The sequence below is a fragment of the Streptomyces sp. NPDC087787 genome, assembly GCF_044743035.1.
In the GTDB taxonomy this organism is placed as follows: Bacteria; Actinomycetota; Actinomycetes; order Streptomycetales; family Streptomycetaceae; genus Streptomyces.
Genome location: NZ_JBIUVQ010000009.1, coordinates 204,796 through 221,061, shown reverse-complemented (window position 1 = coordinate 221,061; position 16,266 = coordinate 204,796). Strand labels below are relative to the sequence as shown.

General features: G+C 71.2%; 14 protein-coding genes and 1 tRNA gene. 6 read left to right on the top strand and 9 right to left on the bottom strand.

The annotated features are described in order from the left end of the window. Positions 1–50 precede the first annotated feature (50 nt). Entirely contained in the window at positions 51–1,175 is a 1,125-nt protein-coding gene (locus ACIOWN_RS17080; protein ID WP_401982627.1) for an NlpC/P60 family protein, read from the bottom strand. A 199-nt stretch (positions 1,176–1,374) separates the two neighbouring features. Then, a complete protein-coding gene (locus ACIOWN_RS17075; protein ID WP_401982626.1) occupies positions 1,375–2,160 on the bottom strand; it encodes a class I SAM-dependent methyltransferase in 786 nt (261 codons plus the stop codon). 379 nt (positions 2,161–2,539) lie between these two features. Between ACIOWN_RS17075 and mshA the strand changes: the two genes are divergently transcribed. Both mshA and ACIOWN_RS17065 read left to right on the top strand, forming a co-directional pair. Further along, entirely contained in the window at positions 2,540–3,877 is a 1,338-nt protein-coding gene (gene mshA, locus ACIOWN_RS17070; protein ID WP_362345856.1) for a D-inositol-3-phosphate glycosyltransferase, read from the top strand. Beyond that, positions 3,870–4,397 carry a YbjN domain-containing protein gene (locus tag ACIOWN_RS17065; protein WP_362345854.1) on the top strand — a complete coding sequence of 176 codons (528 nt, stop codon included), beginning with the start codon at positions 3,870–3,872 and terminating at the stop codon, positions 4,395–4,397. The genes mshA and ACIOWN_RS17065 overlap by 8 nt, the downstream gene beginning before the upstream one ends. Before the next feature lie 13 nt (positions 4,398–4,410). Here the strand turns inward: ACIOWN_RS17065 and ACIOWN_RS17060 are convergent, their stop codons facing one another. After that, the gene (locus tag ACIOWN_RS17060; protein ID WP_401982625.1) at positions 4,411–5,226 is read right to left on the bottom strand and encodes an AraC family transcriptional regulator; all 816 of its coding nucleotides are present in this window, start codon (positions 5,224–5,226) and stop codon (positions 4,411–4,413) included. On the opposite strand from ACIOWN_RS17060, the gene ACIOWN_RS17055 reads away from it, so the two are divergent. Further along, entirely contained in the window at positions 5,225–5,704 is a 480-nt protein-coding gene (locus tag ACIOWN_RS17055) for a DUF2000 family protein (RefSeq protein WP_401982623.1), read from the top strand. The genes ACIOWN_RS17060 and ACIOWN_RS17055 overlap by 2 nt on opposite strands. 133 nt (positions 5,705–5,837) lie before the next feature. Here ACIOWN_RS17055 and ACIOWN_RS17050 read toward each other — a convergent pair whose 3' ends face one another. Continuing rightward, positions 5,838–7,103, bottom strand: coding sequence for an MDR family MFS transporter (locus ACIOWN_RS17050; protein WP_401982622.1), 1,266 nt, complete (start codon positions 7,101–7,103; stop codon positions 5,838–5,840). Positions 7,104–7,287: 184 nt separating this feature from the next. On the opposite strand from ACIOWN_RS17050, the gene ACIOWN_RS17045 reads away from it, so the two are divergent. After that, the gene (locus ACIOWN_RS17045) at positions 7,288–8,049 is read left to right on the top strand and encodes a phosphoglyceromutase (protein WP_362345848.1); all 762 of its coding nucleotides are present in this window, start codon (positions 7,288–7,290) and stop codon (positions 8,047–8,049) included. Positions 8,050–8,221: 172 nt separating this feature from the next. Here the strand turns inward: ACIOWN_RS17045 and ACIOWN_RS17040 are convergent, their stop codons facing one another. The 3 genes from ACIOWN_RS17040 to ACIOWN_RS17030 form a co-directional block, all read right to left on the bottom strand. Continuing rightward, on the bottom strand, positions 8,222–8,437 hold the full coding sequence (locus tag ACIOWN_RS17040) for a hypothetical protein (protein ID WP_362345846.1): 216 nt from the start codon (positions 8,435–8,437) through the stop codon (positions 8,222–8,224). 482 nt (positions 8,438–8,919) lie between these two features. After that, positions 8,920–9,078, bottom strand: coding sequence for a hypothetical protein (locus tag ACIOWN_RS17035; protein ID WP_362345845.1), 159 nt, complete (start codon positions 9,076–9,078; stop codon positions 8,920–8,922). Positions 9,079–9,121: 43 nt separating this feature from the next. Beyond that, a complete protein-coding gene (locus ACIOWN_RS17030) occupies positions 9,122–10,207 on the bottom strand; it encodes a glycosyltransferase (RefSeq protein WP_401982620.1) in 1,086 nt (361 codons plus the stop codon). A 420-nt stretch (positions 10,208–10,627) separates the two neighbouring features. Between ACIOWN_RS17030 and ACIOWN_RS17025 the strand changes: the two genes are divergently transcribed. Beyond that, positions 10,628–10,701, top strand: a tRNA-Met gene (locus ACIOWN_RS17025). A gap of 61 nt (positions 10,702–10,762) precedes the next feature. Here ACIOWN_RS17025 and ACIOWN_RS17020 read toward each other — a convergent pair. Together ACIOWN_RS17020 and ACIOWN_RS17015 are read right to left on the bottom strand one after the other, a co-directional pair. Further along, on the bottom strand, positions 10,763–12,112 hold the full coding sequence (locus ACIOWN_RS17020) for a phosphatase PAP2 family protein (protein ID WP_362346000.1): 1,350 nt from the start codon (positions 12,110–12,112) through the stop codon (positions 10,763–10,765). A 363-nt stretch (positions 12,113–12,475) separates the two neighbouring features. Next, complete coding sequence (locus ACIOWN_RS17015; RefSeq protein ID WP_401982618.1) at positions 12,476–15,520, bottom strand: FG-GAP-like repeat-containing protein; 3,045 nt, start codon at positions 15,518–15,520, stop codon at positions 12,476–12,478. Positions 15,521–15,769: 249 nt separating this feature from the next. On the opposite strand from ACIOWN_RS17015, the gene ACIOWN_RS17010 reads away from it, so the two are divergent. Continuing rightward, the gene (locus ACIOWN_RS17010; protein ID WP_362345839.1) at positions 15,770–16,231 is read left to right on the top strand and encodes a hypothetical protein; all 462 of its coding nucleotides are present in this window, start codon (positions 15,770–15,772) and stop codon (positions 16,229–16,231) included. The last annotated feature ends 35 nt before the right edge of the window (positions 16,232–16,266 follow it).

Sequence of the window (16,266 nt, the reverse complement as noted above, 5' to 3'; positions counted from 1 at the left end):
TCAGTGCGTGGCCCGCCTTGGGGGCTCGGTCGGTGTCGCGCCGCGGGGGTTCAGCCTGTGGTGGGCCGTACGACGCCCAGGATCGGCATCGTGCCCGCCCCGGCGAGCGTCACCGTGCGCCCCGGGCGCGGGGCGTGGACGATCGCGCCGTCGCCGACGTACATCCCGACATGGCTGGCGTCGTCGAAGTAGATGATCAGGTCGCCGGGCCGCATGTCCTTGATGTCCACGCGCTTGAGCTGCTGCCACTGCTGCTGGGAGGTGCGCGGGACCGGGTGGCCGGCCGCCGCCCAGGCCTGGGAGGTGAGCCCCGAGCAGTCGTACGTGCGGGGACCCACGGCGCCCCACTCGTACGGCTTGCCGATCTGGGCCGTGGCGAACTCGACCGCCTTCCTGCCCGACGCGGACGCCCTGCCCTTGAGTTCGTCGAGGATCCCGGTGCTCAGCCAGGCCGACTGCGCCTGGTCGGCGGCCTGCCGCTCCAGTTCGGCGAGGCGCTCGCGCTGCCGCTTCTCCAGCTTGGCCTCGAGCCGCTCGGCCTCCTTGATCCGCTGCTTGATCCGCTTCTTCGCGGCGGCCTTGGCCTTGCGGCCCGCCTCCAGCTCCCGCAAGTGGTCGGCGGCGTCGCCCGCGTACAGCTCCAAGTCCTGCTGGGCGCGGGTGGTTTCCTCGATCAGGCTCTTGGTCGCCCGCTGGCTCTGGAGCAACCGGCCGGCCCCGTCGAAGAAGTCCTGCGGGTCGTTGCCCAGCATCAGCTGGACCTCCGGCGGCAGGCCACCCGTGCGGTACTGGGCGCTGGCCGCGGCGCCTGCGCGCTCCTTCAGGCCGTCGAGTTTCCGCTGTTCGCCGGCGATCTTTTCGTTCAGGTCCGTGATCTCGGCGGACTGCTTCTTCGCCTTCTCGTCGGCCAGGTTGTAGGCGTCGGTGGCGACGGCCGCGTCGTGGTAGAGCTTGTCCAGCTCGGCGCGGACTGCTTCGAGGTCCTGGTCCGGCGGGAGCGTGACGGAGGGCGACGTCGAGGGCGGGAGCGAGGGCGCGGACGAGGAAGCGGGTGCGGCGGGCGGCGCCGGGTCCGGCAGTGCGCGCGCGAAGGCTGTGCCCGGTGCTCCCAGCAGCGTGACCGCGCAGACCACGGTCACGGCCGCCGCGAGCACGCTGTGCCTGCCCCGTCCCATACTCGCCCCCCAGCTGGTTAACCGTCAGTAACATGCAGACGCTCGGGTGATCGTGCCACGACTCGGCGCAAAGCGACAGAGGTGTGGCGATCTCCCGGCGATCTCCCCGTCTGTGTGACGAACGACCCGCAAAGATCGTTCCCCGCAGGTCACGGCGGTGCGCGGGCGGTCGTACGGCCGCCGCGCGGCTGGTCGCCGGTCAGTTCCGCGGCGCCAACGCCCGCCAGTCGACCGTCACTTCGCCCTGCCGCCACCGCGTCGGACCGTCCGTCACCGGCCAGTCGGCCGCCAGGTCGCGCACCGAGCGGATCCAGCGCTGCCGCGCGCCGTAGGAGGCGTACGGCGCCGCGCTCGCCCAGGCGCGGTCGAAATCGCGCAGGAAGGCGTGCACCGGCTCGCCCCTGACGTTGCGGTGGATGAGTGCCTTCGGGAGGCGTTCGGCCAGGTCGGAGGGGCGGTCCAGAGAGCCGAGCCGGGTGGCGAAGGTCACCGTGCGGGGGCCCTCGGCGCCGAGCGCGACCCATACGTGCCGACGGCCGATCTCGTCGCAGGTGCCCTCGACCAGCAGCCCTCCGCGCGAGTGCCCGTCCGCCGGGGCGAGCCGCGCGCGCAGCCGCTCCCAGACGGCGGCGACATCTGCCTCGTCGTACTGCCGCAGCACGTTCGCCGCGCGGATGAGGTGGGGGCGCCGCGGGACGGGAACCTCGAAGCCGCCGTGCCGGAAGACGAGTCCTTCGCGCTCGTACGGCTTGGCGGCCGCGACCCGGGCCGGCTCGATCTCGACGCCGACCACGCGCGCGCGTGGGGCGGCGGTGCGCAGCCGGGTCAGCAGCTCGACCGCCGTCCAGGGGGCGGCGCCGTAGCCGAGGTCGACCGCCACCGGATCGGCGGCGCGGCGCAGTTCGGCGCCGTGCACGGCCGCGATCCAGCGGTCCATGCGGCGGAGCCGGTTGGGGTTGGTCGTCCCGCGCGTCACCGTTCCCACGACGGGGGTCCCCCCGCTCGAGCGAAGCCGAGAGTGGGGGAGGGTCGCTGCGCGGGATGTCATGCATACGAGGGTATGGCGCCCCCCGGCCCCCACGGCACGGACGTACCACCTCCCGCCCGTGCGGGCCCGTGCCGCGACGGCGTTCCTTCAGGCCGCGCGCGTGTGCTTCGCGACGTGCTTCTGCGGTACCCGCAGTCCGTCGCGTGCCGGTCGCGCCCAGGCGGTACGCCCACCGAGGTCGAACGGTTGAGCGAGAGTCGGTAATGATTGGGTAAAGGAACCGGGTGTGGAAATGGAGTCGGGGCCTCTGGCGTTGGGTCTTGGAGGGCGCTCGGCGCTCTCCGTCCGGCATGCCCGCAACGAGGAGGAACGCCACGTGAGCCAGTACGTCAGCAGGCTCGGGCGTCGTTCCCCGACGGCACCCACGCGGCTGCGGCTGCACCGTCGGCCCCGGCGCGTCGCCATGCTCTCCGTGCACACCTCACCGCTCCACCAGCCCGGCACGGGCGACGCCGGCGGCATGAACGTCTACATCGTGGAGCTGGCCCAGCGGCTGGCCGCCCAGGGCGTCGAGGTCGAGGTCTTCACCAGGGCCACCGCGGGGGACCTGCCGCCCGCCGTCGAGCTCTCCCCGGGCGTCCTCGTCCGGCACGTCGACGCCGGCCCCTACGAGGGCCTGGCCAAGGAGGACCTGCCCGCCCAGCTCTGCGCCTTCACGCACGGCGTGATGCAGGCCTGGGCCGGCCACCGCCCCGGTCACTACGACCTCGTCCACTCCCACTACTGGCTCTCCGGCCACGTCGGCTGGCTCGCCGCCCAGCGCTGGGGCGTCCCCCTGGTGCACGCCATGCACACCATGGCCAAGGTCAAGAACGCCAGCCTGGCCGTGGGCGACACACCCGAGCCCGCCGCCCGCGTCATCGGCGAGACCCAGATCGTCACCGCCGCCGACCGGCTGATCGCCAACACCGAGGAGGAGGCGGGCGAACTCGTACGGCACTACAGCGCCGACCCCGCCAAGGTCGCCGTCGTGCATCCCGGCGTGAACCTCACCCGCTTCCGCCCCGGCGACGGCCGCGCCGCCGCCCGCGCCCGCCTCGGCCTGCCGCAGGACGCCCTGATCCCGCTGTTCGCCGGCCGTATACAGCCGCTCAAGGCTCCTGACGTGCTGCTGAGGGCTGTGGGCGTCCTCCTCGACCGGCGGCCCGAGCTGCGCTCCCGCATCGTCGTGCCCGTCGTCGGCGGCCCGAGCGGCAGCGGCCTCGCCAAGCCGGAGGGCCTGCAGAAGCTGGCCGCCCGGCTCGGCATCGCCGACGTCGTACGGTTCTGCCCGCCGGTCGGGCAGGACCGGCTGGCCGACTGGTTCCGGGCCGCGTCCGTCCTGGTCATGCCCTCCTACAGCGAGTCCTTCGGCCTGGTCGCGATAGAGGCGCAGGCGACCGGCACCCCGGTCCTCGCCGCCTCGGTCGGCGGGCTGCCGGTGGCCGTACGGGACGGCGAGACCGGATTCCTGGTCCAGGGCCACGATCCGGCCGACTACGCGCACGTGCTGGGCCGCTTCGCCGACACCCCGCACCTCGCCGACCGGATGGGCGCCGCCGCCGCCCGGCACGCGCGGTTCTTCGGCTGGGACGCGTCGGCGGCGGCCACGGCCGACGTGTACACGGCCGCGTTGCAGGCCCACCGGCGTCGCGTACGCTCGCCCCATGGGTAGCGCCACGGGTGCCACGGGTGAGGCGGAGCAGCAACGGGCGACGCGGGTCGTCGAGGACGTGCTCAAGGGCGCCGAACTGGACTGGGAGAGCCCGCGGTCCGGCACCTACGTCGTGAAGCTTCCCGGCACCCGCAAGCTGTCGACCACCCTGTCGATGATCGTCGGCCGGCACTCGCTGTCCCTGAACGCCTTCGTCATCCGCCACCCCGACGAGAACGAGTCCGCCGTCCATCGCTGGCTGCTGGAGCGCAACCTCAAGCTGTACGGCGTGAGTTACGCCGTCGACCAGCTCGGCGACGTCTACGTCACGGGCCGGTTGCCGCTGGCCGCGGTGACCGCCGACGAGGTCGACCGGCTGCTCGGGCAGGTCCTGGAGGCGGCCGACGGCAGCTTCAACACCCTGCTGGAGCTCGGCTTCGCCTCGGCGATCCGCCGCGAGTACGCCTGGCGCGTCTCGCGCGGCGAATCGACCCGCAACCTGGAGGCGTTCGCGCACCTGACCCGGCGTCCGGCCGACTGACGACCGTCCGGCCTCACATCCCGGGCCTGCCGCGCGAGGTCTCGCGGCCGTACCGCCCCGGAGTCACCCCCACGAGTCTCCTGAAGTGCCGGGTGAGATGGGCCTGGTCGTAGAAGCCGGTCTCGGCGGCCACCTCGGCCGGCTTCCGCCCCGCCAGCAGCAGCCGGCGGGCGCGGTCCACCCGGCGGGACATCAGGTACTGGTGCGGAGCGATGCCGTACGCGCCGCTGAACGCCCTCACCAAATGGGCGGGATGGGCCTGCACCAGGGCTGACGCCTCGTCGAGGGTGACACCCTGCGGCAGCCGTTCGTCGAGCAGTTCGCGCACCCGGCGGGCGAGAGCGGGGTCGCGGCGCGGGGACCCGACGGCGAGCCGCGGCCGCAGATGCGCGCGCAGCCGTTCGCCGACGAGCGTCAGCCGGCTTTCCGCCTCCAGCTCGTCACCGGGCAGCGTGAGCGCGGTGTGTACCTGTCCGACCCGCCGCCGCAGCACCGGATCACGCAGGTCAGGACCGTCCACGGCCGCCCCGATGAGCTCGGCGCCCAGGTGGGAGGTGTCCAGGTACAGCACCCGCTTGCGGAAGCCGCGCGGGCCGACGGGAGAGCCGTTGTGCGGGACGTGCGGCGGCAGCAGGGACACCGTGTCGTGCGGGGTGCCGTGCTCGTGCCGGTCCAGGTCGTACCGAACGGCGCCGTCGTCCACGATCAGCAGCGTCCACGCCTCGTGCACGTGCATCGGGTAGGCGTACTCGGTGAAGTGCGCGTGGAACACCTCCACGACGCCCGGGACACGCGGGCGCCAGGCGGAGACGTTCCGCTGCGGGGCCATGCAAAGAACGTACAAGACGGCGCGGTACGGGGTTCGGGAGTCTCCCTCCATGAACGACGAGCAGCCCATCCGCTTCGACACCAAGATCGCCGTCCTGCTGCGGGAGGACCTGGAGCCCTGGCAGCGCCTGAACGTCACCGCGTTCCTGGTCAGCGGCCTCGGCACGACGGTCCCCGAGGTGATCGGGGAGCCGTACGAGGACGCCGGCGAGGTGCCCTACCTGCCGATGTTCCGCCAGCCGGTGCTGGTCTTCCAGGGAACCAAGGAGACGCTGACGGCGGCGCACGGGCGGGCCCTGTCCCGGTCCCTGCCGCGCGCGGTTTTCACCTCCGACCTGTTCACCACGGGCAACGACCGCGACAACCGGGCCGCGGTCCGGGCCGTGCCGACCGCCGAGCTGGACCTCGTGGGGCTTGCTGTGTACGGCCCGCGCAACGCGGTGGACAAGGTGCTGAAGGGCGCGCGAATGCATCCGTAGTGCGGAGGCGTCCGTAGTGCGGAGGTGTCCATGGTGCGGAGGCGTCCGTAGTGCGGAGGCGGCACTGGGCGGAGGCGTCCGTGGTGCAGCCTTCTCTCAGTGCCGCCTCCGGCTGGTGACCACTCCGCCCGCCTCACGCGGTGCCGACCTCGGCACGGGGCTCGGCGCGGGATTCCACGACGGCCGGCCCGGCCTTCGGCAGCCGGCGCATCAGGGCCCAGTAGCCGAGGGCGGCGGCCGTGCCGACGGCCGCGCACATGCCCCACAGCCACTCGGCGCCGAACCGGTCGATGACGGTGCCGGACATCAGGGGCGCGACCAGGGCGGCCACCGACCAGGACAGGGTGTAGACGCCCTGGTAGCGCCCGCGCCCGTGCGCCGGGGAGAGCCGGACGACCAGCCCGGTCTGGGTGGGCGCGTTGATCATCTCGCCGAGCGTCCACACGCACACCGTGAGGGCGAAGACGCCGACCGATCCCGCGAAGGCGGTCAGCCCGAAGCCGTACCCGGCGAGGAGCGAGGAGATGATCAGCAGCCGCGCGGGGTCCCGGTGCTCGATGAAACGGGTGACCGGGATCTGCAGGGCGACGATCAGGAACCCGTTGACGGCGAGGGCCGTGCCGTAGTCGGCAGGTGTGAAGCCGGCCCGGCCCATGGCGATCGGCAGTCCGACCGACCCCTGCATGAAGACGACGGCGACCAGGAAGGACGCCCCGACGACACCCATGAAGCGCCCGTCACGCAGCACGGTCCACAGGTTGACGGCCTTGCCGTCGCCCGCCTGACTCGCGTGGTCGTCCGGGCCCGGGCGGGACTCGGGCACCCTCAGGAAGACGACGATCGCGCAGGCCATCGTCATCGCGGCCTCGAGCAGGAAGCCGGCGAGATAGCTGTACTCGGCGATGAAGCCGGCCGCCATGGAGGAGACGGCGAAGCCGAGGTTCACCGCCCAGTAGTTGAGGGAGAAGGCGCGGACCCGGTCCTCGGGCCGCACGATGTCGGCCATCATCGCCTGCACGGCGGGCCGGGAGGCGTTGCTGGCCATGCCGACCAGGAAGGCGACGGCGGCGATGGCGACGGGGTCCCGGACGAACCCGAGCGCCGCGACGGACACGGCGGTGGCGGACTGGGCGACGAGCAGGGTCGGCCGCCGTCCGAGCCGGTCGGCCATCACGCCCCCGGCCAGCGAGGAGACGACCCCGCCGAGCCCGTGCAGCGCGGCGACCAGACCGGTGTACGAGGCGGAGTAGCCGCGGTCCAGGGTCAGGTACAGCGCCATGAACGTGGCGACGAAGGCGCCGAGCCGGTTGACGAGGGTGCTGGTCCACAGCCACCAGAACTCTCGGGGGAGCCCGGAGACGGTCTCGCGGGCGGCGCGTCTGAGACTGGCGACGGACATGGACGACCCCCCGGGATGTACGTGGATGTAAGCGGCTGCAGCGGCGAGCACAACTTACGTGGCGGCGGCCGTGCGGGACCACTCGATTAACAGATGCCGTCAACTGTCGGGGCTGCGCCGGGGCTGCCGTCCGCCTGCTGGGCGCCGGGGCAGGGGCCCGAATGCGTGGATTACGCTCTCAGGCATGGCCGACGCACCGTACAAGCTGATCCTGCTCCGCCACGGCGAGAGCGAGTGGAACGCGAAGAACCTGTTCACCGGCTGGGTGGACGTCAACCTCAACGAGAAGGGCGAGAAGGAGGCGGTCCGCGGCGGTGAGCTGCTGAAGGACGCCGGCCTGCTGCCCGACGTGGTCCACACCTCCGTCCAGAAGCGCGCGATCCGCACGGCCCAGCTCGCGCTGGAGGCCGCCGACCGCCACTGGATCCCGGTCCACCGCTCCTGGCGCCTGAACGAGCGCCACTACGGTGCCCTTCAGGGCAAGGACAAGGCCCAGACCCTTCAGGAGTTCGGCGAGGAGCAGTTCATGCTGTGGCGCCGCTCCTACGACACCCCGCCGCCGCCGCTGGACCGCGACGCCGAGTACTCCCAGTTCTCCGACGCGCGCTACGCGAACCTCCCGCCGGAGCTGCGTCCGCAGACGGAGTGCCTGAAGGACGTCGTCGTCCGCATGCTCCCGTACTGGTTCGACTCGGTCGTCCCCGACCTCCTGGCCGGCCGCACGGTCCTGATCGCCGCCCACGGCAACAGCCTGCGCGCCCTGGTCAAGCACCTCGACCAGATCTCGGACGCCGACATCGCGGGCCTCAACATCCCCACCGGCATCCCCCTCTCCTACGAACTCGACGCCGACTTCCGCCCCGTCACCCCGGGCGGCAAGTACCTCGACCCGGCCGCCGCGGCAGCCGCCATCGAGGCGGTCAAGAACCAGGGCAAGAAGAAGTAGGCCCGCACGAACAAGCCCCCTGCCTGCGGTTGCTTCGCTGGTGGGGGGCTTGTTGCTGCGCTGGCGCCGTCTCTGGGCCGTGGCGCTCAGATGCGGGTGATCCGCATGGGAACCCGGCTGCGCTCGCGCGGGAGCGCCCCGCGGCGCGTGGCTGCGGGGCGCCTTGTGGGGTTCAGTCGACCGACTGGCCGTCGTATGTGCCGCCCTTGCAGGGGTTGCCCGGCAAGTCGATCCGGGGCTCTCCGCCGCCCTCCCTGCACTGAGAAGGGCTGACGGCGGACGGGGCACCCTGTGCGGTGGCGGCGGTGGCGGTGGCGGCGCCTGTGAGGCCGAGTCCGGCGAGGGCTGCCGTGGCGACGGTGGCGGAGAGGATTCGTCGAATGCGCATTCGGTTCCCCTTTCACGGATTGCCTCGGTTGGGGCACTAGTCAGCTTGATCTTCACCGATGTGGGCGGCACGTCATGTTGCGCCATTCGGGTGACCTGATGGGTGGTCTCCTCGTTGTTCCGGAGGGGGCGTGCCGCCAAGCCGGTCGGCCGGCCACGATCTCCTGAGCCCACATGCTGCCGGACGCTGACAGCTGGGCATGCCGGATGACGGAGGTGATCTGCGACCGGCCGGCGCCATGCCCTCGTGGACCCGTGCCAGACCCGTGCCCGGTCGTATTGATCAAGCCCCCTGCCTGCGGGTTCTCCGCTGTCAGGGGGCTTGATGCTGTGCTGGGGGCGTTGGATCGCACCTCCGTGGGCCGCCGCCCCGGGGGGGCCCGCTTCGCGGCTACGTGCGGTTCGCGGGCGGCCGGGGTGGCCACTCCCGGGAGCGGGAGAGTCACCGGCACCGGGCCACCAGGGACGCCCTGCCGAGTACGGTCAGGAGCGGTTCATGCCCCGAGGCACGATCCGCATCACGGCGGTTCCCAGGGCCACCAGGGCGAAGGCCGCCAGGCCCAGCCACACGCTGGTCGTCAGTCCGATGCCGGTAGAGGCCAACGCCCCACCGCCCACAGTCGTCGCAGGGTTGTTGTACATGGGTCCCTCCCAAATGATCTCTGACAGTTTCTGAAGCGACCTGCTACCAGGCGCGCTCACGGCGGAACACGGAGTCCAGGTACGCCTTGGTGTGGCAGGCCTGGAGCAGGAAGTCGAAGAGCAGCTCGTACATGGACGCGGCGAGCAGCATCCGCTTCCAGCCGCGCTCCCGCACGGTCACAACCCGCTCGATCACGAAGACGAGCGACACCCAGAGCCAGAACTCGTGCGGTCGGAACGAGTTCAGGGCCAGGGAGTAGGCGATGGTCGACAGGTAGACGACGGTCACGAGGACGCCGGCCATGCTCAGGAGCTGACGGCCCCAGTAGCGCCACGTGATGTGCGTGAGGCCGTACTGGACACAGTTCTCCACCGCTCCCCGCTTCCAGCGCAGTCGCTGGTCCCACAGGGCCTTCCAGGTCAGCATGACCTCGGTGGTGAGCGTGCAGCCCTCCGGCGAGAGCACCTGATGGCCCAGGTGCAGCACCGCGAAGGTCAGTTCGTTGTCCTCGGTGAGCACCGAGGTGTCGTAGACGCCCCCGATCCCGTCCCCGGCCGGGAGGCGGCCCATCAGGCGGGCCCGGGAGATCTCCCGCAGCACCTGCACCCGGAACATGGCCGCCGTGCCGGTGAGCACCAGGCACTTGCCGCCCAGTCGCTTCACGTCCCGCGAGTAGCGGGCGTACTCGTTGCGCTGGAGGTGGCCCACGAAGCCCCCGCCGGGTCCTCCCCGGAAGGTGCCGCCCACGCCCCCGTAGCCCTTCGCGAGATGCTCCACCCCACAGGCCACGAAGCCGGGGTCCAGGGCGCTGTCCGCGTCCGTCACGAGAACCACGTCGTCGTCGTGCAGACCGGGCAGCAGGTCGGCCAGGGCCTGGTTCAGCCCTCCGGCCTTCTTGTGCCGGTTGCCCCGGGTCTCGAAGACCTCGGCGCTCAGGGAGTCCGCGATGGCCACGGTGGCGTCGGTGCAGTTGTCCGCGACCACGATGACCCGTTGCGGGGGCACGGTCTGCCCGTACAGCCCCTGGATGGAGTCCGCGATGGCGTCGGCCTCGTTGTGGGCCGGTATCAGGGCGATCACGTCGCGGATCGCGGCGGGCGTCAGGCCCGATCTTCGATGCTTCCCCATGGGTGCCTCTTGTGGGTCCTTCTGAGATGGGATCGGCGGGGGTCGAAAAGGGGAGGCGGTGGCCGGTTCACGCCTCTGGGGCCGCCGCGTACGCGACGGTGGACAGACCGGTGGCCGCGAGTCCGCACACGACGTTCCCCCAACATCCCCCGTGAAAGTTTCACATGATCTGCACATGACGCCCGACAAACCGTACTGCCACGGGCGGTTTCCGTAATGGGTGGCGCTGCGAGTCGGGTTGAGGGAGGGATCGAGCCGACTACCGCAAAGTGGGACGCACATGCGCAGTTGTCCCACCTTCAATCACTTCTTGAGTGACAGATGTCACATCAGGTGCCCGCAGTCCCATGCCTGGCATGCCCAACCGTGCAGACCCCGTCCGGCATCCACTTGCGAGTCGGGTATTGTTGCTGGTGCCGACGCGGGGTGGAGCAGCTCGGTAGCTCGCTGGGCTCATAACCCAGAGGTCGCAGGTTCAAATCCTGTCCCCGCTACTACGTGGAAGGGCCCGGTCTCCGGGCCCTTTCGCATTCCCGTCCCGCGGTGCGACACCCTTCAGATCGGTTCCGGTTGTGGTTCCGGATGTCGTGCCGGCGCGGGCCTCGGGTCCCATGCCGTGGTGGTCCGTACGTAGCCGTAGATCACCGAGACCATCGCGAGGATGAGCAGGGGGCCGAACAGCCACGGGTGCTCGGCCATCGTCAACGGCACGAAGCGGTAGGACACCAGCAGCGCGGCGAAGACCGCCGCGCCGTACGCGGCCAGCCGGATCCCCGAACGGTCCCAGCCGCGGTCGAACGCCCGCAGAGCCGCCTCGATCGTGAGGACGAAGACCACGCCGGCTATGAGGTCCACGCCGTAGTGGTAGCCGAAGCCCAGCGTCGCGGTGAGCGTGGCGACCAGCCAGAACGTGCCCGCGTACCGCAGGACGCGGGGGCCCTTCCGGGAATGGATGAAGATCGCGGCGGCCCACGCCGTGTGCAGGCTGGGCATGCAGTTCCGCGGAGTGATCTCGTCGAACCGCATCGGGTGCGGAGTGTCGATCAGCGACGGCGTCTGCGGCCACAGGTCGCCCACCGCCCAGTGCGCGCTGGAGGGAATGTCCGGCGACCACAGGCTGACCGTCGACCAGTAGTCGGTGCCGGTTCCGTAGGCGAAGATCGGCCCGACCACCGGGAAGATCATGTAGAAGGCCGGACCGAGAAGGCCGATCACCAGGAAGCTGCGCACCAGGTGATGGCCCGGGAAGCGGCGTTCGGCCGCCACACCGCGCAGTTGGTACAGCGCGACGGCGACCGCGGCCACCGCGAGCTGACCGTAGACGATGTCGAGGAAATTGAAGCCGAAGGGGCCGGTGGCCGTGACGATCCGGCCCACCAGCCACGACGGATTGCCCAGCGCGTGATCGGCTGTCGCCACGTACTGGTCGAGCACCGCCGGGCGGGTCTTCGAGGTGATGAGCAGCCATGTGTCGCCCGTCTTGCGGCCGGCCACCAGCAGCAGGCCCAGCCCGACGCCCTTCAGCAGCAGGACACGTTCCGCTCCGGTGCGGCGGGTGACGGCGACGACCGCGCAGCCCAGAATCACCCACAACGCCCCGTTGCCGAAGGGGTGGCCGCCGGTCGTCCTGGCGTCCACCGCCCACCGGACCAGCGAGAAGGCGATGTCGATGCCGACCGCCGCGCCCGCCGCGACGAATCGTTCCCGCCAGGTCAGGACCACCATCATCAACGCCATGGCGGCGTACAGCAGGCCGCCCGACTTGGGAGGGACCACCAGCTCCCGCACCTGGCTGGCGAGGGGCCCCGGCAGGCCGTAGTGCCGCGCGGCGAACTCCAGCACGATGAGGAATCCGAGGGTCGCGACACCCGCCGCGGCCCAGAGTCCCGCCCGTGATCGAAGCAGGTCCGGTATGCGTTTTTGCGGAGCGGTCACTTCGCCCGCAATCCCGATACGTCTCCCAAAGCCCCGAGACACGTCATACCCCCTCGTCCGCCCCTGCACGCCATCCGTGCCCTTGGTGTGCCCTTCAGAGCGGACGGCCACAGTCAGTAGCGGTGCCCCAGGCCCTCATCGGGGAGCGAAGCACAGCGGATCTGAGCAGGTCAATAGCCATGCGGGCACGCGAACGCCGTCGCCGGCCCGGCCCGGGGCGGCAGCCGGGCCACGGTGGCCGACGAGCGGCGGGCAACACGGCGGACCCTGACCGTAGTTCCCGGTCAGGGGCTGTTCACATGCGCGGAGGGTGTGGGGTGAGAGCTCGCGGTCTCAGGACAGCGCCTTGTAACCCTTCCAACCGGTGGCGATCTTCGTGCGTGCGCCGAAGGACCCCTTGCCGTTGCCGTTGTAGCGCCACAGGTTGCCGGAGGTGTCACGGACGGCGAGGTCCGCCTTCCCGTCGCCGGTGATGTCCCCGACGCCGACGACCGCGTTGTAGGAGGCTCCCCAGTTCTTGGCCACCTTCACCCGGGCCTTGAACTTGCCCTTGCCGGTGCCGTCGTAGCGCCAGAGCTGGTTGGACTTGTCCTGGACGAGCAGGTCGCCGTGGCCGTCACCGTTCAGGTCGCCCGCGCCCACGATCTTCTTGTATCCGGTCCACCGGGAGTAGAGCTTGGTGCGCGCCGAGAGCTTGCCGGTGCTCGTCCCCTTGAAGAGGTAGACGTCCCCGGTCGACGCCTTGCGCGCGATCAGGTCCGCCCGTCCGTCGCCCGTGACGTCCCCCGGCGAGGTCAGGATGTCGTACTGGTTCCAGCCCGAGCCGAGGGAGGTGTACGGCGTCGACGGCGTCAGCGCCTTGCCGCACCCCGGCTTGTACGCGCGCAGGGCGCCGCTGCCGAGCCGCACCAGCACGTCGTTGCACCGGTCGCCGTTCAGATCGCCGTACGGGATCGCCTTGACGGTCTTCGGCCAGCCGGAACCGGAGGTCTTGGCGGTGAACTTCCCGGCGCCGTTGCTCCGTTGGTAGGTGAGAACGCCCGAACCGTTCAGCGTCAGCAGCTCACCGAAGCCGTCGGAGCCGACGAAGTCCCGGTGCACGGCGCCGCCGCCGCTGAGCTTCAACGTCCCGGACCTGGTCAGGGCCGCGCCCGTCCCGTCGGCAGGCGCGGCGGTCAGCGTCCAGGTGTAGGCGCCGTTGGGCACCAGCCGGCCGGAGCCGTCCTTGCCGTTCCACGCCGTGGCCACCAGGCCGCGCGCCGGACCGCCGGAGAGGGTCCGGACGGCCTTGCCGGTGGCCTTGTGCTTGATGACGAGCTGCCAGGAGGCGGCCGGCTTGTTCAGCCACCACTTCGGGCTCCACTGCCCGGTTCCTCCCTTGACGTCCACCGAGGCGGCGACGGTGGCGTCGAGCTGGACGAGGGACGAGACGGGGGTGCCGCTGGGGATGAGGTGGATGCCCTTGGCGCCCTGCTGGGCGATCACACCGGTGTAGGGGTCGACGTCCCAGGGACCCCACTCGAACTTCCCGACGGTGTGCGACACGGGGGTCCCGCCGCGGACGTCGGTGACCTTCAGGTTCCCGTCCGACTCCATCGCGACGAAGCCGTCACCGAGCTTCGCCTGCGACCAGTCGCCGGAGACGAGCGTGAGGTTCTTCTTCGTGGCGGTGTCGTAGACGCCCTGGCCCGTGAGGGAGCCCACGCAGGTCCACAGCAGCCATCGCCCGACTGCCTGGAAGTCGTCCAGCAGGCACCCGCGCCCGAGCAGCACCTCGTCGCCCCGCCGTCCGGTCAGCACGTCGACAGGGACCACCGCGTCGTTGCCGGATCTCACCCAGAGGGTGGTGCCCCACATCGCCTCGATGCTCTCCTTCGTGGTGAACACCGTGCGCCCGGTGTCGAGGTCGACGACCCGGGTCTCCGACCCGGAACTGGTGTACGGAGTCCTCAGGGCGGCGAAACGGCCGCTGACGGCCTCCACGAACTGGTAGGCACGGGAGCCGTCGATCCGGGTGCCGGGCAGCGACTGGGTGGGCCCCAGGAGGTGGGGCTGCTCGGCGGCGGAGGTGCTGGGGCCCCAGACGACCGTCCGGCCGTCACCGGTGTCGTCGAGGCGCGGGCGGCCCGCCGTGTAGTTCGCCGGCACCACGCGGCCGCGGTTGGTGAGCGCCCCGACGGTGAGGGATCCGGCCACACCGATGTCGCGGGTGCGGAGATACGTCCACTCCTGCGAGCGATCCGTCTCCACGGTGGTCAACCGCCCTTGTGTCAGGGTCAGCTGGGAGACGTCGTCGACCCTCTGCCACGGGTACGCGTCGGCGATCCTGCGTACCGTCACGCCGCCGCCGGCGGCGGGTTCGACGAGGGAGACGCCCCACTGGTCCGTGCCGGGGCCGCCCGGCACCAGGAGCCCGCCGCTCGGAGTCGGCACGGCACGCCACGACGACCTGGCCAGAAGCGTCTTCCCCGGGGAGCCGTCGAGGGGTACGGACTCGACCCTCCACACCGGCAGGCTGTAATTGAGGGGACCCAGGGCGGAGTCGTACCGGGAGACGACGAGGTTGTCGCCGACCATGCCCAGTACCTGCCCGACGTCGCGCACCGGCACCGTCCGCGGGGCGGCGGTCAGGTCACGGCGGGAGGCGATGTGGGCGGTCCCGTCGTCCCACCACAGCAGGTGTGTGGCGGTGAGGGCGATGAACGGGTACCCCGCGCTCACGGTGTACGGCAGCGTGACCAGCCGGCCCTCGTCGAGGTCGAGCCAGCCGGTGAACAACTCGCGGTCGGCCCGCCAGCTCACCAGCTGTCCGTGCGCGTCGCCCAGCGCCACGTTGCGCTCGTTGAGAATGTGGATGCCCTGGGGTACGCCCTCCACCGTGCGGTCGGTGACGGAGCCGTCGTCCCGGACGTCCAGCAGGTGCCATGTGACGTCGCTGCCCTGGGTCCCCGCCAGCGTCACGACCGTCGATCCGAGGGTGGCCCGGTACTCGTGGCGTGCGGGAAGCGCGACCGTGCGGGACCGGCCGGACCGCATGTCCCGCAGTGTCACCACACGGCGGGACTCGTCGTAGGAGGCGACGACATCCGAGCCCGCACCGAATTCCGGGAGGCCGAACACGCCCGTGGCGGACGCGTCGACGACCGTGTCGACGCCGTCGTAGGTCGTCCACAGGTGGCCGCGCCCGTACTCGTGGCGGAGGAAACCGGAGGGCCCCGCGCTCAGCAGACTCGTCTCGGGAAGCATGGCCGTGGTGGCGGGGACGACCACCTCTCCCGCGACCGTTTCACCTTGCGCGGCACCGACCGCCGGTGAGCCGAGGCCCATGGCGAGCGTGAGGGAAGCGGCGGCGCCGCGTATGAGCGCACGTCTGGCCATGCGGGTCATCTCCAGGAATGGAAGGCGAAGACTCGGGTGGCTTGTGCAACGCGCTACTGAGCCGCAGGTCATGAACCTGCGTCGGCTGATGTCCGTCCCCCCGGGCGAGTGGCCGGATCGTAGCATTCGCCCTGCTCACGACCGTGGTCGGGGGAGCCGGCCCGCCGGAGCCGGTCAGCGTGCTGCGTCGGGTGGCAACTCCCCGACAGGTGGAAGGACTTCGCGAGGGGTGGGCTAACGTCCGGGCGCATGGAGAGAAGTCGGGTGGGGTATTGGCCGGTCGTCTTCGTGGCTGCCCTGGGGTTGGTGGTGGTGGGGTTGCCCGCGGTGTACTTCCTGACCGCCTACGGCTGTGGCGCGGACGAGGACCGGCTCGCCGGGGTCATGGCGGGTGCGGCGGTGCTGGGTACCGCACCGGAGGGGGCCGATCCCACGGGCCGGTACCGCAGTTGTGACGACGACGATCGCTTCGTGGTCGTCGGTGCGGAGTACCGGTACGGCGGGTCCCCCGAGGGCGCCCTGGCCCACTATCGTCAGGCCGCCCGGGCGGACGGCTGGCGGCCGAGGAGCGCCGCCAAGGGTGGGACGGTGCCCGGTTGTTTCACCAAGTCGATGGGCGGGACGACCGCCTACCTGGGCATAGAGGGTCCCGACGACGGTCTGCTTCAGGTGGAGATCGTCGCGGACCACGCGGGTTCGCGGTGGTGTTGAGGGGCTGACCCGCGGCCCGCACGACGACGCCCCCT

Coding starts and splice junctions, on each gene's coding strand:
- ACIOWN_RS17055 (WP_401982623.1), top strand. CDS start 5,225: ATGCAAAGAACGTACAAGACGGCGCGGTACGGGGTTCGGGAGTCTCCC.
- ACIOWN_RS17030 (WP_401982620.1), bottom strand. CDS start 10,207: ATGGGGAAGCATCGAAGATCGGGCCTGACGCCCGCCGCGATCCGCGAC.
- ACIOWN_RS17060 (WP_401982625.1), bottom strand. CDS start 5,226: ATGGCCCCGCAGCGGAACGTCTCCGCCTGGCGCCCGCGTGTCCCGGGC.
- ACIOWN_RS17045 (WP_362345848.1), top strand. CDS start 7,288: ATGGCCGACGCACCGTACAAGCTGATCCTGCTCCGCCACGGCGAGAGC.
- ACIOWN_RS17065 (WP_362345854.1), top strand. CDS start 3,870: ATGGGTAGCGCCACGGGTGCCACGGGTGAGGCGGAGCAGCAACGGGCG.
- ACIOWN_RS17080 (WP_401982627.1), bottom strand. CDS start 1,175: ATGGGACGGGGCAGGCACAGCGTGCTCGCGGCGGCCGTGACCGTGGTC.
- ACIOWN_RS17010 (WP_362345839.1), top strand. CDS start 15,770: ATGGAGAGAAGTCGGGTGGGGTATTGGCCGGTCGTCTTCGTGGCTGCC.
- ACIOWN_RS17015 (WP_401982618.1), bottom strand. CDS start 15,520: ATGGCCAGACGTGCGCTCATACGCGGCGCCGCCGCTTCCCTCACGCTC.
- ACIOWN_RS17040 (WP_362345846.1), bottom strand. CDS start 8,437: ATGCGCATTCGACGAATCCTCTCCGCCACCGTCGCCACGGCAGCCCTC.
- ACIOWN_RS17035 (WP_362345845.1), bottom strand. CDS start 9,078: ATGTACAACAACCCTGCGACGACTGTGGGCGGTGGGGCGTTGGCCTCT.
- ACIOWN_RS17050 (WP_401982622.1), bottom strand. CDS start 7,103: ATGTCCGTCGCCAGTCTCAGACGCGCCGCCCGCGAGACCGTCTCCGGG.